Raw genomic sequence first — 17,503 nt, 5'->3', positions numbered from 1 at the left:
TTCGCTATGCTCGGTCGGCTGCTGTCGCAGCTACGCGGGACTGCGTCCCGATCTCGCCCAAGTGGGCCCACCACTTGGGCTCGTCGCGCCTTGCACTCGACGCAAAGTCCTCGGTGATCATCCTGAAATATCCGGGCTAGCAGGCCGCTGAGACTCATTTCACCGGCCTTATACTTGCGCGCCACGGAAGGCGCGCACGGAAGTCAAACACGCAGTTGTTTGATTCCTGGCAAACCGTTCGACAAGCTCTAAGCGGGTGTGGCGCGGCTTTGCCGCGACCGGCTTGCCATGAGCCGGTCGAAGGGTTGCGCTGGAAGAACTCCCGGGTGGCGTTTTCAGCGCCGCGCCTCGTCGCAACATGCTTGTAAGCGCGGGCCTTTTTCCGATAGTTTGCTTCGACGACGGGCAATACGCCTGGTCACCACTCGGAGGCAACTCATGGGTCTGATTCAAGCAGTGGCGGGTTCGATTGGCGGTACGCTTGCCGACCAGTGGAAAGATTTCTACACGGTGCCGGATGGCTTGCCAGCGACCGCCGCGCTGTTCGCTGCGGTGCCGCGCGGACAGAATGCTGGCCGCGGATCGAATACCAAAGGGTCTTCGAACATCATCAGCAATGGCAGCCGGATCGTGGTGCCCGAGGGGTATGGGCTGCTGCTGTTTCAGGATGGGGCGATCACCGGCCTCGCCGCTGAGGCGGGCGCCTATGAATGGCGGTCCGATGATCTCAATTCGAAATCGATCTTTGCTGGCGACGATCTGGTCGAATCGCTGATCAAGCAAAGCTGGGAGCGCTTCAAGTTCGGCGGTCAACCTGGGGCACAGCAAGCCGCCTTCTTTGTGTCATTGAAGGAACTGCCGGACAACCGCTTCGGCACGCAGTCGGAAATCTACTGGGACGATGGCTTCCTGAACACCCAGGTCGGCGCGGTCACCCGTGGTTCGTACACCCTGAAGATCGTTGATCCAATCCTGTTCGTAAAGAACTTCGTGCCCGCCGCATATTTGCAGCCGGGCAAGGTCTTCGATTTTACCGACATCGACAATGCTGCTGCCGGTCAGCTGTTCAACGAGGTGGTGGGCTCTCTGGCGCCGGCCTTCAGCCTGTACACCAATGACCCTGGCAAGGGCAATCGCATTACCAAGCTGCAGCAGGATTCAATTGGCTTTGCCAGGAGCCTTTCCGAGGCCGTCGAGCAGGCCTATCAATGGAAATCCGATCGCGGCCTCGCCATCGTCAAGACCGCCATCGTCTCGATTGAGTACGATCCAAACACCAGGGAGCTGCTGAAGACAGTGCAGCGTGCCGACGCGCTGTCCGGCTCGCGCGGAAATTCAAACTTGCAGGCCAGCGTTGCCGCCGGCATCCAATCGGCCGGAGAAACCGGCGGCGCCGCGGGCGTCATGGGCATCGGAATGGCCACCGGCATGCTCGGCGGCGTTGGAAGTCTGCAGCAGCCCACTGCCCCGGCTGCCGATGACCCTATCGCCAAACTGAAGAAGGCCAAGGAGATGCTCGATCTCGGGCTGATCACCCAGGCCGACTACGACGCCGCCAAGGCCAAGGCCTTGGGTCTGTAGCAGCGCATCGGCCTTGAGTATGTCGAACGCAAATCAGCCGCCGCCGTTGCCCACCGGCCCCGGTTCGCCCCAGGAGGTGCCGCCGCCTCCTGGCAGTTTGCCGATGGATCCATCGCACCTGCCGGGACCGATTCGCGAGGAGCTTGAGGCCCCAGACCCGGTCGCGCTGGACACCTCCGCGGAAGAACTCAAGGATGGTGCTAACCACTGCCCGAAGTGCGGCGCGACTGACATACGCCATAAACCCGGCAGTGACTTGTTGATCTGCGTGTTCTGTCGCAACGAATGGCATGGCAACCGAGTCGAAGAGGAGTTTGGCCTGGGCGAGGGCCATGATGATCTGACTGGCACGATCATCGCCTCCGGTGCGCGGGACATCGCGGCCGATGCTGCGGTACTGATGAGTTTCAAGTGTAGCGGTTGCGGCGCTGAAGTCACCATCAATACCGAAAGCGCCATGACCGCGCGTTGTCACTGGTGCCGCCATGTCTTTGGCATCAATGAGCAGGTTGCCAATGGCGCCGTGCCCGATGCCGTACTGCCGTTTCGGATCAAGAAGGACGACGCCGTCGAACGCATTCGTCAGTTCGTCCACAAGCGACAGATGTTCGCATTGAAGGCATTCAAGGAACAGTTCACTCCCGAGAACGTGGTCGGCGTGTACCTGCCGTACATGATCGTCGACGGCAAGGTGAGCGCCAGCGTGGTGGGGAAGGGCGAGATCGAAACCCGCCGTTACACACGCGGCAGCGGCAACAACAAGAAAACCTACTACGACGCCGATGTCTATCATGTCGATCGGCAAATCGACTTCACCGTCGATGACTTGACGCTGGAATCCTCGGGCGAGCGGGGCAACCTCGATACGCGCAAGAACACCAACAACATCATCAATACGATCCTGCCGTTCGACACCAAGAACGCAGTCACTTGGAACGCCTCTTATCTTTCCGGTTATAGCTCGGAGAAACGTGACCGCGACGTGGAGCATCTGCGACCACGACTCGAAGATCAGCTGCTGTCGATCGCGCGCGCACAGGTGCTTGACTCGGTGAGACGGTTCGATCGCGGTGTTCGCTGGGAAGAAGAAGGCCTGCACGTGCATGGCACGCGCTGGGTGTCGATGTACTTGCCGGTGTGGCTGTATTCCTACCACCAACCCGGCAAGAACGGCGGCATGCTGCACTACATTGCAGTGAATGGTCGCACCGGTGAAACCATGGGTAGCGTGCCAGTGCAGCAGTGGAAGCTGATCACCGCTGCGCTCACCGTGGGCACCGTCATCGAAGGCATAGCACTCTGGTTGATAGGGCTTTAGACATGAGCGATGACAGTGGTCTTTGGTTACTTGCTCTTGGCCCTGCCGGCGCGGCTGGTCTCTACTGGGCGCTGTACCGGCACTACCGCAACACCGACAAATCACACAGCTTCGAACACGAGACCGAAGTCAAGGCACAGCCAGTAACCGGCTCGGAGCACAAAGTGGGCGAGGTGAAAGGCACCCGTGACCAAAGCATCTCCGGCGACAACGTGAGCGCGTTCCGCAAGCGGGTGAGAAGGGCCGCGGGCAGGGCGGATACCCGCTAGCCCGGATATTTCATGAGGTCGCGCCGAAAGATCCGGCGATTCCAGGCGGGGCGAGAGTTTCGACCGATGGTGTTGAGATAACAGAGTGTTCGCGATCTTTCGGCGCTGGCACGGCCCTCATTCGGCCGCTGCGCGGCTACGCAGGGCATTCGCCCTGAGGTCCTTTGCGCCCCTCATGAAATAGCCGGGCTAAGGTGTCGACTCGCCAAGGTGGCGTTGTGCTTCCTTATCTCCTGGCGGGTGATGGCTCACTCGCTTCTGCTGGCGCGCCGGCTGGATGCGGTTCTATCGACAGATTCACTCGCTGCTGCAAGAGGCCGAGCAGACGGCGCTGGAGATGTTGAGCCTGGCCAACCTAACGCTGTGTTATGCAGCCGCTGACCGACAGCGCTTGAGAAAACATCGAATACTCTCGCAGCAGTCAGAACGAACGCATAGCTGGAACGCCGCACGACATGCTACGGGCAAGATCCGCTGGTAGAAAGACAGACGACCAGTGGGGAAGACGCGCGACTATCAGCTGAAACGGCAACAAGCCGAACTCTCCAGTTGTAGTGGCCATCTGCACTCGGGGTTGCCCAGTACCAACCCAATTTGACGGTAACGTCCGGGCCTTCTTGCAGGGATGCGACCGGATGAGCAGGAAAAAGATCCGGGTCGACCACGCCGGAAACCGCCTGCACAAGAAACCCGATCGCCTCAGGGTTTGTGCCCTCAGGCCAAACGATACGAAGTCGAAGCTCCAGAGAGCCAGCCCCATCACAACTGGTACCGCCTCCAACGAACGGAATGAAGCTCTTCTCCATCAGCTCCAGAACAACCGGAAGTTCCTGCCCGGACCCAACAGAACTAGAGACTTTGAACGGAGGGGACTCGACGAGAATGCATGCCGCAGCGAGCGGAGACCCGATCAATAGCCAGAAGAATGCGAAAAGCCTTTCCACGCGCGCTCTAACACCGCGTTCGCATTGATTCCCGCGCACGCTCCTGAGCGGCGGGGCTGGCGGCGTGCTTGGCGACGGCATGCCCCCAGGCCTTGTCGATGTAGGCGAGGGCATCGGGGGTTTTACAGGCGGTATCGCCGTGATCGACCTGCACCGTGCCAATGCGTTGGGCGGCGGCGCTGGCGGATTGGCGTAGCTCTGGGTTGCGGCAGCCGATTTCGATCAGGCTGAGGTTCATCGCTTCGCGAATCGCATTGGGCGCGGTGTGGATGTCGCGCTCTATCGTTTGCAGGTGGGCGAGAAACCAGCTGTCATCCAGGGCCTCGTTGAGCATCGCCAGGCGGCCCACCAGCTTCCAGCCGATCACCTGCTGCTGTTCACTGGCCGACGCCAGCCAGGGTTCGACGCAGGCCGGCGAGTGCGGGCTTTCGGCGGCCACCTGAGCGACATAGCTGCTGCACATTCGTGCGCTGGGATCTTGTGACCAGCGATCGAGTTCGGCTCGCGACAGCTGTGCGGGGTCGACCACCTTAACAGCAAGGTTGCGGGCATCGAAGTTGCCGCTATCCCACAGTGCCAGCGCCAGCGGGTGGTCGACCTTGATGCGCTTGTAAAGCGATTTCAGAGTGGCGAAGCTGACGCCAAACATCGGAATGGTGACGCCGTGACGCGCATAGGTCTTGCGCGTCTGCTCGGAACCGGCCGCCTCCAGCGCCGCCATCACCTCATCCAGCCCGAGCTGAGGACGCTTTGCAGCGGGCGATCGCGGTCGGGGGGCGGCCATATTCTCAGCTCCTGCACGGGCTCATTCGACCGCAAGTATGAGGGATTCTCGATTCGGATGAGAAGGCCAGCGTGAGAAAGACTGGGCGCTTCCAGCATGTACTGCGCGCAGGATAGCGCAGCCGAAGGAACAACCTGACCAGCGCTGATCGAATCGGCCGGCTCGACAGCGCAGCGCCAGTGAATATTGAATCGGGCAACTGATCCTTGAATTGGCTGGTTCAATAAAGCAGTTCATGGATGAACTGCTAGACCGCAGGCGCGCGTTCCTGGGCTAGTTGCAGGTTCACCTAGGGAAGGTCTGAATAAGTCCATCCTGGACTTACTCAGACGCGCCGAGTCCGGCACAGGTCCGGACTCGGCTCACGCTGATCAACAACTCATGTTGTTGATCGCGACGGTGCACGGGGCATTGAAGTTGAACAGGACGTTCAAACCCGAAGTTGCCAAGTAATCATTGACGCGGCGAAATGGGGTTTACAATCGTAGCGACCAGAAGGATCACGTTCCTCGCCTCATGAAGCTCACCTGGAAGGACGCATCCAAAGACGCTGATCATGCTTGGCGAGCAGAGCAGCTCGCGACCCTGTTCGAAGCACTACCGATTGCAATCGCCGGCAATCTGATCCTGGCCGCGTTTGTCATCGCGGTGCATTTCGGTGCCGTGCCGCATCCCTGGCTTGCCGCGTGGGGAGCGGCGGCGCTGGTCGTGGCGCTGGCTCGCTTTGCCCTGTGGCGAGCATTTGGCCTTCGTGCCCACAAGCACGGGGAGGTAAGCTCACAGCTCTGGTACCTGCGCATTTCGACCTTTCTGGCCGGCCTGGTGTTCGGATCGAGTGCCGTTGTGCTGTGGGTGCAAGACGACCTGCCGCGGCAGTGCATTCTGACCTTGGCCTTGAGCTCGATTACGGCGGGCTCGGTGTACGTGCTGGCGGCTGATCGCTGGTCGCAGCTGGCCTTGGCATGGACTGCTCTGCTGCCGCTGATCATTCGCTTCGCAGCCGACTCGGGCGACTTGGCGCTACCCATGTCAGGCACCTTGCTGGTATTCCTGGGGGTCGTGACGCTGAGCGGCGGGCGCAGTCATCGACTACTGATTGACGGCTTCAAACTGCATCGCGAAATCGCAGAGCGCGAGCAGGTGCTGACGCGCTCGGACGATTTGCTGGGGCAAGTGGGCGAGATCGCAAAGATCGGCGGCTGGCGACTCGAAGCCGCCACGCGCGCCTTGCATTGGACTCGACAGACACGGCGCATCCACGAAGTTTCGGAGGACTTCGAGCCGACCCTCGATGCAGCGATCGATTTCTACGCCGACGAAGCACGGGAAAGCATTCGCGAAGCAGTGACGGCCTGCCTCTCCTCCGGAACGCCATTCGATCTTGTGTTGCCCTTGAACACCGCCAGCGGGCGTACCATCTGGGTGCGATCACTCGGCCGTCCCGATCGGACTGACTCAGATCACAAAGTGGCCAGCATCAGCGGAACGATACAGGACATTTCCGCCTTGCACGAAGCCGAGGACGACCTGCGACACCTGTTCGAGTTGAGTTATGACTTGCTTTGCGTGCTGAGGGAAGATGGCCGCTTTCGTCGTGCCAATCATGCGTTCGGCAGAATGCTGGGCTATGCGGAGTCGACCCTTCTGAAGCGACCACTTATCGAGCTGGTTCACCCAGGCGATGTTGCCGCCACCCAGGCGCAACTGGCGACTCTAGCGCAAGGCAGCGCGATCGCAGGCCTGGAACATCGCCTCCGACATGCGGCTGGCCACTACATCTGGGTTGCCTGGCGCTTCGTGCCCCGCGCTGATGGCACCGCCTTTGGCACGGGACGCAACGTCTCTGACAGCAAGACCGCCGAGCTGGCGCTGCTGGACTCACGCCAGCTGATGGAGTCGATTGTGGATCACATGCCCGCCATGGTGTTCATGAAGCGGGCCGAGGATCTGCGATTCGAGTTGTTCAATCGCGCCGGGGAAGAGCTGCTGGGCTACACGCGCGAGCAGTTCCTGGGCAAGAACGACTACGACTTCTTTCCACCTGAACAGGCAGATGCGTTCACAGCGAAGGATCGAGCGGTTCTGGAAACACCTGGAGTTCATGATATCGGTGAGGAGCCGATTCGGACCGCTCACGGCGAAACCCGTTGGCTGCACACCAAGAAGATTGGCCTGAGCAACAACGAGGGAACGGTGAAGTATTTGCTGGGCGTGTCACTGGACATCACCGAGGCCAAACAGGTTGAGCAGCTCAAAAGTCAGTTCGTATCGACTGTCAGTCACGAACTTAGAACGCCGCTCACCTCCATCATCGGCGCACTCGGGCTTGTGCTGGGCGGCGCATGTGGCGAGGTGCCCGCTTCGGCGCTGGGGCTACTGGAGGTTGCCCGAAACAATGCCAAACGGCTGGGCCACCTGATCAACGATCTGCTCGACATGGAGAAACTGGAGGCCGGGCAGATGCGTTTTGAGATGTCCGTTCTCCCCATCGCGGCAGTGATCAACGAGGCCCTGGCCAGCAATGCGCATTTCGCTGAGGCACGAGACGTACGCCTGGTTCTGAACGACTGTCCTGCGTGCTTCATTTCGGCTGACCCGCTGCGCCTGCAACAGGTGTTATCGAACCTCCTCTCCAATGCGGTCAAGTTTTCACCCGCAGGCGGACAGGTGGAAGTCAACGTAGTGCACAAGGAAAGCCGAGTTCGCGTATCGATTCGTGATCATGGCCCCGGCATCCCTGCGCAGTTTCGCAATCGAATCTTCGGACGCTTCGCGCAAGCCGATGGTTCAGATACGAGGCGCATCGGCGGCACTGGACTGGGCCTGGCTATCAGTCGTGTGTTGATCGAAAGAATGGCAGGAGAGATCGGCTTCGACTCAGTTGAAGGAGAGGGTTCGACGTTCTGGTTTGAACTGCCCACGACCGCCACCGGGGAAGCGCCAACAGAACGGTAGGCTCGGCCTCGGCAGTCACAGGCTGCAGCTCTCCCGGGAAAGGTCTCGATAAGTCCGAACTCGGTTTGGCCGCTTCGCGGCTGCGTTGATCTTCGCTCGAATACGCTGATCAACAAGTTACGTTGTTGATCGCGACGGTGCACGGCAGGTGCGGCGCGGCTCGGCCGCGGCCGGCTTGTCGTGAGCCCTTCCAACAGTTGCGCTGCAAAGCTCCCGGATGGAGGTTTTTCAGTAGCCTGTTGAAGAGGAAGCCTACGGATCGGGGCAAGTGAGTTCAGCACCAGGGGCGTGTACCATCCGAGAGCAAATGGCCAGGTCCGGCCCACTGGGGAGCAGCACACATGCTTTGGCACAAATGGACAACTGGCTTGCTCGCTTGCGCGACCTCAACCATTGCATTCGCTCAGTCCACCGGTAGCTTGACCTACGAGCCTGGGGCAGTCGTGCTGCCGCCTCCCACGCAGATACCGATTCCATCGTTGTTGCTATTGCCCTTGGCCTTGGTCATCGCGTTCATCGGCTATCGGCTACTGCGTCGACAACACGCCAGACAGAGGCTTGCCAATCTCGCGCTCTTCACTGGCCTTGCCTTGGCGGCGATGAGCGGCCTTCACATCAAGGATGCCGTTGCCGCATTGTTAGTGCAGCTGAACCAGCCTGCCGGCGATACGGTTGCGATCAGTGCCGCTGAAGCAACTTACACCAATAGTTCCGGTGTGCCGTTGCGCATCGTTTCGGTAATCCCACCCGCAGCGTGCACAAGTCGTTCGCCGGTGGACGAATGTGTCGCTTCGCTGGCGCTCGCAAACGGCAGCAGCTGTCGCACGGACTTTGCTTGCACGCAGACCATCGCGTTTGACTCGGTGCCACCAAGCAACGCCTCGGTTGGCGGCGGCACCTACTCAGTGAGTGCGACCGCCAGCTCCGGACTCGTGGTCAGCTTCAGCAGCGAAACCCCTTCGATCTGTTCGCTTGCGGGTGTGGTGGTGAGCTTCGTTGCCACGGGCACCTGCATCATCAACGCCGACCAGGCAGGTAACGCCAACTACAGCGCCGCACCGCGAGTACAGCAAACGGTGGAAGTGGCAGGCGGCGATCTGGTGCTCACTGCCGGTAGCCATAGCTTTGACACCGATTCCGGCTTGTTGACGCTGCAGGGCCAGCCGCCCGGCGTACCTGCAGCCTGGGACGCGAGTTTGCATCGGCTTGTGGTCAATGGTTTCACCCTCGAGGCGGGAGCGAATTTGGTCGTCACCGGCGACAACGCGTTTCAACTGCGTAGCACAGGTAACGTGGTGCTGGCGGGCAGCTTGCGGTTCGTTGGGGCCGCTGGCGTCGACGGTGTAGCTGGCAGCTCAAGTATCCCCGGCGGCAACGGGGGTGCAGGGGCGGCGGGTGGTCAGGTCGACCTTCTGGCAGTCGGCAGTCTCGTATTTACCGGCCTGATTGATGTGTCAGGAGGACAGGGCGGTGATGGCGGTGCCGGGGGGCAAGGGGCAGCGGGGGGCGACGGCGGCAATGGTGGATCTGCTGGTTCGGTAACTCTGGCGGCCGATGGATCGATGACCAACACCGGCGTGACCCAGACGAATGGTGGTGACGGCGGCGCCGGCGGTGCTGGCGGAGATGGCAGTGACGGAGCGAACGGCAGTGTGCCGGGCACGCAGGGAGGAGACGGCGGCCCAGGCGGTGACGGCGGCCTGGGTGGCGCGGGCGGCGCAGCGTCTGGCGCGGGAACCGCAGGTGCAGGAGGCAACGGTGGCGATGCCGGCAACGGGGGCAACGGCGGTGCGGGCGCCGATGGCGATGCAGGCAATCCGGTCGGTGCAGCCGGCGGTAGCGGCGGTGCTGGTGGCGTCGGCGGACTGGGTGGTTCGGGATCAGTGGCGGGCGCCGACGGCATCGCAGGGAACGGCGGCATCGGTGGCGCCGGCGGCAGCGGCAGCGATGGGGCCGACGGCCTCGTCCCTGGCACCGCGGGGCAGGACGGCGCCAGTGGCGGAGCGGGTGGCAACGGCGGCGTGGGTGGTAGCGCCACGGGTAATGGCGGTGCAGGCGGCACAGGTGGAAACGGAGGGCGCGGTGGCAATGGAGCCAGTGGCGACGCCGGCTCCCCATTCGGTGGCACCGGCGGTAACGGCGGCGCTGGTGGCAGTGCCGGCCTCGGCGGCGCGGCGGGCGGTGCCGGAGCGAGCGCGGGACTCGACGGGCAGGGCGGGAATGGCGGTGCCGGCGGCGTCGGTGGTGATGGCAGCGCCGGTGCAGCTGGCAGTGTGCCTGGTGCTGCAGGTGACGATGGCGGGGCTGGCGGCAACGGTGGCATCGGCGGCGCGGGTGGAGCTGCATTCGGCAGCGGAACTCAGGGTGTAGGCGGCAACGGCGGCAATGCCGGTAACGGGGGCAGTGGCGGAGCGGGCGCTGATGGCGACGCAGGAAATCCCGCTGGTGGACCTGGAGGCAATGGTGGAGACGGTGGCATCGGAGGCATCGGCGGGGCTGGCTCCTTAACCGGCACCTCCGGCGGCGATGGCGATGGCGGCGCTGGCGGCGCCGGCGGAAACTCAAGCCTGACCGGCGACGCCGCCGCAGCACTCGGCGGCCCCGGCGGCGACGGCGGCAACGCCTTTGCAGGCGCTGGAGGCAACGGAGGTGCCGGAGGTGACGCAATCGTTATCGGCAACAACAATGCCACAGCTGGATCAGGCGGCACCGGTGGCGCTTGCAATGGCAACAATGGCGGTGACGGAGGAGCAGGCGGTAACGCGCAAGTGAATGGCAACGGCAACGCATTCGGCGGCGACGGAGGCGATGGCGGGCCCATCGGCGGCTCAGGCGGCCCAGGCGGCACGGCTTTTGTCTCCGGAGCTGGCTCAGCAATACCGGGTAACAACGGCAATGATGGTTGAACTGTCTGTTTCAGCGACGGCCCGCCTCAGCATGACGCGGGCCGTTGCCAAACCCTGCACCTAGCCGACAACGAAAGGCACATTCTTGTCTGATGCCCTTTCACGCGAAGTGAAAGTGAAGTAATTCACTTGACGAAACCTCTGCTTTGTTGACCTCTATCTCATGCGGAATCACGGTGATAAGTGGGACTTGTCGGAGGCGCAAACTAGTCGAGAAGCCGTCAGTGGTGAGCCAGAACACGGCCGTTCGGCGGTGTTGGTTGACCTCGTGTATCACGGCGCCGACTACCTCCGTTCGACCGACCTCGACAGCTCTATCCGTACTTCCGCTTGTGCGCATGAAGGGTGCCAGATACATTGCTCAGCGCTTTCTTGATTCGCTGTGCGATCGAATCGCCGCGATTGTCGGCTGCGGCCAACACCGAGGTGTGGGCGGCGCAGAGGTTCCGCGCGTGTTTCCAATCTTTGGCCAGGGCCTTCGCCCAGGATGAAAACGCTTGCGCAGCGCCGGCCTGCGTTGACAGGGCAGTGCCCAGGGTGGGATGAAAGCTGAGCAGATCGGGCGCGCCGAGCAGGCGGATAGGTAGTGGCAGTCGAGCGTAGATCAGCGTGTCATCGACATGGATGGTCTGTGTCGCCGTGTGCAGGGCGAGTACGGATGAAAAATGCACGTTTTCATTGGCCGAGACGAAGTCCACGCCCTTGGGCACCGAGAATTCCAGGTCGCTGGCGAATTTCTTGTGCAGCCTGGCGTCTTCGGTACGCAGCGTCTGCCACGGCAGTTCCGGCAACTTCTCCACATGCCGTTGGGTGCCGTAAAGCTTGGCTTTGGGGTAGCGCTGATGCATCGCGGTCACGTGTACGGTATGAAAGGGATGAAGATTGAGCACGGCTTCGATCCGATTGCGGCCGCCGGTCAGTGCATCCACGTGTTCGGCTTGTGAGTCGGTGAGCGTATAGGCGTCGAGAAACAGAAACTTGCCGTTCTGCCGTCGAATCAGCGAGCAATGCGTGCCGATATCGACCACTCCACCGAGCCGGAAGCGGCCGCGAACGTTCCAGAAGTTGTCTCCGATCGGGATGATTTCGTGGCTCATGGCGTTGCATGGTCGGATGGCGGTGTACAGGTATAGCACTCGAAGGCGGGGAAGCGTCGAAGCGCACAGGCGTGGATCGAGCTTTCGCCGTATCTTCGGTGTGCAGGTTGGTATACGTCTTTGGGTTCGTTTGAGGTTCTATCGGCATGAAGATCGCGCCCTACACCGAACGCTGGAACGATGGTCGTCCCGCGTTCGGCAGAGCCTTGCGCACATGCTCAGCCAATTTGGCCGCCATCTCCGGCATCAAGCCATCGGGCAGGTCATGCCCCCATCCGGGGATTTCGATGTAGCGCGCGCCATGGATGCGCTTGGCCAGGTCGCGGCCATGAGCGGGCGGTAGCATCGGGTCTGCAGTGCCGTGCAACACCAAGGTCGGCGCGCTTATCTCTTTCAATCGATGGGCGCGGCCATCAGCCAGGATGGCTGCCAGCTGGCGCTCGCTGCTGCGTCCCGTGGGCGCCCGTCGAACGCCATCGAGCGCGCGCATGCGTCGGGTCTCGGGCGAGCTTGGCCAACCAGGGCCTGCCAGCACACTGAACAAACGGTCGATGTAGTCGACTGCCGCCGCTTCATCGCCGCCCACCGGGCGGGTGTTCATCAGCCGAAGTACGGCCAAGCGCGGCAAGGGAAGGCCGATGCGTCCGCTGCTGCTGGCAAGCAAGCTCAGGCTGCCCAGCCGCTGTGGATGCCGCAGCGCCATGTGCTGGGCGATCATGCCGCCCATCGAAATTCCCACCACATGCGCTTGCTCGATAGCAAGATGCGTCAGCAAGCCGGCGGCATCGTCGGCCAGATCGGCGAGCGAGTAGGGCAGTTGCGGGCTGCGCCGGGCCAGCCGTGCGGCAGCCACCCGCAGCATGCTTGGCGCCGGCACACCATGAAAGCGTGTGCTAAGACCGATGTCACGGTTGTCAAAGGTGATTACCCGCAGGCCGTGCTCAACCAGGGCGTGCAGCAGCGATTCCGGCCAGGCCGTGCGCTGCATCGACAGGCCCATGATCAACAGCAGGGGCGGCCCGTCTTCCGGGCCGAAGCAGGCGTAGTCCAGTTCGATCGTGCCGACGGTCGCTCGAGGCATACCCAGAGCCTAGCAGGCCCGAACAGCTTCGGGGCAGGCCTGCGCGATGAGCGCGCCAATGCATTTTCCAGGGCGGGCCCGATTGCAGGGACTGACGATCTCGGGCGCGGAGATTGCTTGGTCAATGGGAAACTCTCCAAGTGCGCGCGGCGAAACGGTACGAAGGTGTCGCTTGCCGAGTGGACTAAACTAGACTAAGTTATGCCAATGCACACCATCAACATTCACGAAGCAAAGACCCACCTCTCGCGCATCGTCGAAGAGGTGGCCGCCGGCGCGGAAGTTTTCATCGCCAAGGCCGGCAAGCCTATGGTCAAGATGATCCCGATCGACGCCGGCAAGGCCGCGATCCGCTTCGGTGTCCTCAAGGGCAAGATCCGCGTGCCGGACGATTTCGACGCGCCGCTGCCCGAGGACGTGCTGTCCAGCTTCGCGGGCAGCCGCTGATGCGCTTACTGCTCGACACGCACGTAGCGCTGTGGGCCATTGCCGACAGTAAGCGGCTGAGCAAGGCGGCGCGCTCGATGATGACCGAGGCGGACGAGGTCTACGTGTCGGCAGCATCCGTGTGGGAAGTCGCGATCAAGCGCACGCTCGGAAAGATCGACCTGGACGCGCAGACGTTCGCAAGCGCAGTTCGCGACAGCGGCTTCATGTCGTTGGCTATTTCCGACAAACACGCTGCCGGCGTCCAGGCGTTGCCGCTTCACCATGCCGATCCGTTCGATCGGCTGCTGGCTGCCCAGGCGATCGCCGAACCGCTGCGGCTGCTGACTGCAGATCCGCAGCTCGAACCGTACAGCGAACTTGTCGTTCGCGTCTGAACGGAAATCGCTGAGAGCCAGACCCCCAGCCTGACAATGGAATCAGCGCTCGCCGCAATAGGGACTGCTGGCGGTTAGTGTCATCCGCTGGGCTAGACATCCACTGCTTGGATCGCGCGTCAGACGACTCCCTTGCAAGGAAGCGAATGCCACTTTAGTATCACTCCATGCGTACCGAACTGGTTACCACATTGAAGCGCCAGGCCACCGATCTCCTTGAGGCCGTCGAGCGCGAGCGCGAGCCGATCCTGATCACGCATCATGGCTTGCCATCCGCATATCTGGTGGACGCAGCGAGCTTCGAAGAGATGCAGCGGCGCATGACATTGCTCGAATCGATTGCTCGCGGTGAGAAGGCGATAGAAGAGGGGCGGGTGCTGTCGCACGCTGATGCTAAGCAACGCATGGCCCGATGGTTGAAATAGTCTGGTCCGAACCGGCGCTCGCCGATCTGGACGCGATTGCGGATTTCATTGCACTGGACAATCCTGCGGCCGCCGCCGAAGTGGTTCGCAGCGTGTTCGCTGATGTGGAGCAGCTGCGGGATCATCCCGACAGCGGCCCTAGACCTCCCGAGTTGAAGGGCTGGCGGTATCGCCAGATCGTCGAGCCGCCCTGCCGAGTGTTCTACCGGTTCGAGCGGAACATCGTGCATATCGTCCATGTGATGCGTGCAGAGCGAAAGCTTCGGCGAACGAAACTGAGGCGCTAGGCCGCCGGGAGAGCGCCGAGCACAAACGGTTGACGGTCTTCGACGACTGACCGCTCTTGGCCGTACTGAGACGGATATCCCTGAGCGATAAGCGCTGCTCATCGGGGGTAAGTCACGCATGACTCAACGTCACGGTTCCACCGATCTTTGTTAGCATCATCGCGGTGCTCGCACCGGCAGGACCAGATTCCTCTTGACCGAGCCCGTGTGAACTGCGCGTTGCGCACCGCCGATGTTGGCTGCTTCGTTGGCCTCCTGCTGCGCACGGACGTATGCCGAATCGTCGGCCAAGAGGACTATCCCGGCCGGCGCATATCCTGCCGTGAGCAAGCCCGCTGCCAGCAGCAATACCCGCCGGCGCCGGGCGATGCGCTTTGCCAACCGTATCGAATGTCTCATGGCCTTTCTCGCTGAAGCCCCGAAGGCGAGTGTGGACAGAGTAGGCGTCGGCAACCGCTGAGTGGTCAGGCAGGGGTCGCCGTTTGGTCGGCAATCGGTGTCGCCGCAATCAGCCCTTCGGCGCGCAGGGCGCTGATCACAGCCGGGCGACTGGCAGTGCGCCGCATGAATCCCTGCAATGCGGAGAATCCGCTAAGGTCGAGATTGACCTTGGTGGCCCAGCTACTGACGACAAACAGGTAGGCATCGGCGATATTGAACACGTCGCTGCCGAGGTGAGCCTGCTTGGCCAGTTGCTCCTCGACCAGCGCATAGCGCTGCAGCAGCAGGTTGCGCCGATCTTGTTGCAGCCAGTCGGGTGTGCCCGGCTTGAACAGCGGGCTGAAGCTCTTGTGAAGTTCGGATCTCACGAAGCTCAGCCAGGACAGCACGCGATAACGATCGCGGTTGCCAATTGCCGGCAGCAGGTTGCGGGCGGGGGCCAGGTCGGCAAGGTACTGCGAGATGGCAGGGCCTTCGGTCAGCAACTCACCGTCGTCCAACAACAGGGCAGGCACATAGCCCTTTGGGTTGATGGCAAGAAAGTCGATGCCGCCTACGCAGCGCTTGCTGGCCAGATTGACCCGCTGCAACTCGATCGGAAGGCGAGCCTCGAGTGCAACGATATGGGGTGCCAGTGAGCACGCGCCGGGGGAATAGAAGAGCTTCATGTTCTAGCGAGTTTCCAGTGATTGAATAGGGTTGATCGGGGTTGGGTGATGGATTCCGGTGGCAGCCTGGCCAATTGCGACTCGATGGCTTGACCAAGCCGCCGATCCAAGTCAGGAGCGTCGGGAAGCAGGCCGTGCAAACGACGCCAAAAAGCACCCTCCGCCGCCAGCAACAACACCAGCCGCTGAAGGTCGGTGTTGTTCCATTCCCAATCCTCGAAGCGACTCGCAGAGAATTGGGTCACCAGTTCCCAGGTCGACGGATACTGACGCGCCTCAGGCAGCAGGTTGGCAGCCAAGACGCCAACTCCGTCCTTGGTATCGAGTGCGCAACGGACCTGCCCGGACAGAGGATCGCCGGGCGCAGCCAGTTCACGGCATCGCTGGGTCACGCGTAGCAAGTCATGCTCGATCAGGCCGTGAATCAGCGCCTTCCTGTCGGGCCAGTGGTGCAGAATTCCGCCTCGGGTGACGCCACTCCTTTGCTCCAACTGACTGAAGGTCAATGAGCGGACGCCGGCTTCCTCGACCAGCTGCCTGGCTGCTTCCAATACACGGCGTTTCGCGTGTGGCGGCCGGCTCATGGGCTGAGCAGGATCGGCTCAGCAGCCGAAGCAGGATTGGTTGCCGGATCAGCCACGCGCTTGACTCGGAACCAGGCTGCGTACAGGGCCGGCACAAAAAAGATGGTGAGTACCGTCGCCACCGCCAAGCCTCCCATGATCGCGATTGCCATCGGCCCCCAGAACACGCTGCGGGTGAGCGGAATCATGGCGAGAACGGCCGCCGCCGCGGCGGTAATCCCCCCATTTTTAGCAGTCGCCAAAAGTGGAGCTAGTTGGCCATCGCGAGCTTCTGAGCAGGTGTGATGCCGCCGATGGCCATGTTTGGGCGTTCATTGTTGTAGATCCAGAGCCATTCGGTCGCTGCCAGTTGGACTTCCTGGATGCTTTCAAACAAGTGTTGTGCTAACCAATCATAACGTACCGTTCGATTGTAGCGCTCCACGTATGCGTTCTGCTGTGGATTGCCTGGCTGAATGAACTCAATCTTGATATCCCGTTTCGCCGCCCACGTCTGCAGTTCGCCGCTGATGTACTCGGGGCCGTTGTCACAGCGGATTACCTTCGGCTTGCCCCGCCACTCGATGATCTGTTCCAGGCTGCGAATGACGCGCGCCGATGGCAGGATAGATCGGCCTCAATACCCAATCCCTCGCGGTTGAAGTCATCCAGTACGTTGAGCAGCCTGAAGCTGCGCCCATCGCTGAGCTGATCGTGCATGAAGTCCATCGACCAGACCTCATTGATCGCCGCTGGCACCGTCAACGGCTCTGGCTTGGCGCGCACCAGCCGCTTCTTGGGCTTGATGCGCAGATGCAATTCCAGCTCGCGGTAAATGCGATAGACGCGCTTGTGGTTCCAGCCAAAGCCCTTGACGTTTCGCAGGTGCAGGAAACACAGGCCAAAGCCCCAGTTTCGATAGGCTGACGTGAGCCGCACCAGCCAGTCGGCAATTTCGGCATTCTCGTCCGACAACTTGGGTTGGTAGCGATAGCAGGTTTCGCTCAATCCAAACGTCGCGCAGGCGTGACGCACGCTTGTTTGCCCGCTCTCAACGGCCTGTTTGGCCATCTCCCGACGGGAAGATGGCCTCACCACTTTTTTGCCAGCGCTTCCTTGAGGAGGTCGGCGCTCAACTGGGCATCGGCATACATCTTCTTCAGCCGCCGGTTCTCCTCCTCCAGCTCCTTCAGGCGTGACATCATCGGCACATCCATCCCGCCGTACTTGGATCGCCACTTGTAGAACGTCGCCGAGCTGATGCCGTGCTCGCGGCAAAGATTCGGCACCGGCGTTCCGGATTGCGCTTGCTTGAGGACCGCCATGATCTGGCTGTCGGTAAATCGAGATTTCTTCACGG

General features: G+C 61.7%; 16 protein-coding genes and 1 pseudogene. 10 read left to right on the top strand and 7 right to left on the bottom strand.

Annotated elements, in window-relative coordinates; translation table 11 throughout:
• Positions 1-438: 438 nt before the first annotated feature.
• From IFO71_RS06535 to IFO71_RS06520, 4 genes are all read left to right on the top strand, one after another.
• Positions 439-1,581, top strand: a complete 1,143-nt coding sequence (locus tag IFO71_RS06535; protein WP_192028734.1) for an SPFH domain-containing protein — start codon at positions 439-441, stop codon at positions 1,579-1,581.
• Positions 1,582-1,600: 19 nt separating this feature from the next.
• Positions 1,601-2,899: a TFIIB-type zinc ribbon-containing protein gene (locus IFO71_RS06530; protein ID WP_192028733.1), complete on the top strand. Its 1,299-nt coding sequence runs from the start codon at positions 1,601-1,603 to the stop codon at positions 2,897-2,899.
• 2 nt (positions 2,900-2,901) lie between these two features.
• Complete coding sequence (locus IFO71_RS06525; RefSeq protein ID WP_192028732.1) at positions 2,902-3,168, top strand: hypothetical protein; 267 nt, start codon at positions 2,902-2,904, stop codon at positions 3,166-3,168.
• 277 nt (positions 3,169-3,445) lie between these two features.
• The gene (locus IFO71_RS06520; protein ID WP_192028731.1) at positions 3,446-3,649 is read left to right on the top strand and encodes a hypothetical protein; all 204 of its coding nucleotides are present in this window, start codon (positions 3,446-3,448) and stop codon (positions 3,647-3,649) included.
• A gap of 470 nt (positions 3,650-4,119) precedes the next feature.
• On the opposite strand, the gene IFO71_RS06515 is transcribed toward IFO71_RS06520, so the two are convergent.
• Positions 4,120-4,896: a DNA alkylation repair protein gene (locus tag IFO71_RS06515; RefSeq protein WP_192028730.1), complete on the bottom strand. Its 777-nt coding sequence runs from the start codon at positions 4,894-4,896 to the stop codon at positions 4,120-4,122.
• 516 nt (positions 4,897-5,412) lie between these two features.
• Here IFO71_RS06515 and IFO71_RS06510 point away from each other — a divergent pair.
• Entirely contained in the window at positions 5,413-7,851 is a 2,439-nt protein-coding gene (locus tag IFO71_RS06510; RefSeq protein WP_192028729.1) for a PAS domain-containing sensor histidine kinase, read from the top strand.
• 341 nt (positions 7,852-8,192) lie between these two features.
• A complete protein-coding gene (locus IFO71_RS22285; protein WP_192028728.1) occupies positions 8,193-10,757 on the top strand; it encodes a midcut-by-XrtH protein in 2,565 nt (854 codons plus the stop codon).
• A 314-nt stretch (positions 10,758-11,071) separates the two neighbouring features.
• On the opposite strand, the gene IFO71_RS06500 is transcribed toward IFO71_RS22285, so the two are convergent.
• The gene (locus IFO71_RS06500; RefSeq protein ID WP_192028727.1) at positions 11,072-11,854 is read right to left on the bottom strand and encodes a hypothetical protein; all 783 of its coding nucleotides are present in this window, start codon (positions 11,852-11,854) and stop codon (positions 11,072-11,074) included.
• A gap of 160 nt (positions 11,855-12,014) precedes the next feature.
• A complete protein-coding gene (locus IFO71_RS06495; protein WP_192028726.1) occupies positions 12,015-12,935 on the bottom strand; it encodes an alpha/beta fold hydrolase in 921 nt (306 codons plus the stop codon).
• A 207-nt stretch (positions 12,936-13,142) separates the two neighbouring features.
• Here IFO71_RS06495 and IFO71_RS06490 point away from each other — a divergent pair, with 207 nt between their 5' ends.
• From IFO71_RS06490 to IFO71_RS06475, 4 genes are all read left to right on the top strand, one after another.
• Complete coding sequence (locus tag IFO71_RS06490) at positions 13,143-13,382, top strand: type II toxin-antitoxin system Phd/YefM family antitoxin (RefSeq protein ID WP_192028725.1); 240 nt, start codon at positions 13,143-13,145, stop codon at positions 13,380-13,382.
• Positions 13,382-13,759: a type II toxin-antitoxin system VapC family toxin gene (locus IFO71_RS06485; protein ID WP_192028724.1), complete on the top strand. Its 378-nt coding sequence runs from the start codon at positions 13,382-13,384 to the stop codon at positions 13,757-13,759. The genes IFO71_RS06490 and IFO71_RS06485 overlap by 1 nt, the downstream gene beginning before the upstream one ends.
• A gap of 167 nt (positions 13,760-13,926) precedes the next feature.
• Positions 13,927-14,184 carry a type II toxin-antitoxin system Phd/YefM family antitoxin gene (locus IFO71_RS06480; RefSeq protein ID WP_192028723.1) on the top strand — a complete coding sequence of 86 codons (258 nt, stop codon included), beginning with the start codon at positions 13,927-13,929 and terminating at the stop codon, positions 14,182-14,184.
• On the top strand, positions 14,172-14,471 hold the full coding sequence (locus IFO71_RS06475; protein WP_192028722.1) for a type II toxin-antitoxin system RelE/ParE family toxin: 300 nt from the start codon (positions 14,172-14,174) through the stop codon (positions 14,469-14,471). Before IFO71_RS06480 ends, IFO71_RS06475 begins: the two co-directional genes overlap by 13 nt.
• Positions 14,472-14,935: 464 nt before the next feature.
• On the opposite strand, the gene gstA is transcribed toward IFO71_RS06475, so the two are convergent.
• The 4 genes and pseudogenes from gstA to IFO71_RS06455 form a co-directional block, all read right to left on the bottom strand.
• Positions 14,936-15,580, bottom strand: a complete 645-nt coding sequence (gstA, locus tag IFO71_RS06470; RefSeq protein WP_192028721.1) for a glutathione transferase GstA — start codon at positions 15,578-15,580, stop codon at positions 14,936-14,938.
• Positions 15,577-16,164, bottom strand: coding sequence for a TetR/AcrR family transcriptional regulator (locus IFO71_RS06465; protein WP_192028720.1), 588 nt, complete (start codon positions 16,162-16,164; stop codon positions 15,577-15,579). The genes gstA and IFO71_RS06465 overlap by 4 nt, the downstream gene beginning before the upstream one ends.
• The gene (locus tag IFO71_RS06460) at positions 16,161-16,406 is read right to left on the bottom strand and encodes a hypothetical protein (protein WP_269749966.1); all 246 of its coding nucleotides are present in this window, start codon (positions 16,404-16,406) and stop codon (positions 16,161-16,163) included. Before IFO71_RS06460 ends, IFO71_RS06465 begins: the two co-directional genes overlap by 4 nt.
• 8 nt (positions 16,407-16,414) lie before the next feature.
• Positions 16,415-17,501 (bottom strand): annotated as a pseudogene (locus IFO71_RS06455) (IS3 family transposase).
• Between the last annotated feature and the right edge of the window lie 2 nt (positions 17,502-17,503).

The organism is Pseudomarimonas arenosa, from assembly GCF_014841215.1.
Taxonomy (GTDB): domain Bacteria; phylum Pseudomonadota; class Gammaproteobacteria; order Xanthomonadales; family Xanthomonadaceae; genus Pseudomarimonas; species Pseudomarimonas arenosa.
The sequence above is the reverse complement of the archived record's forward strand: the minus strand, read 5'-3'. Positions and strand labels throughout refer to the sequence as shown.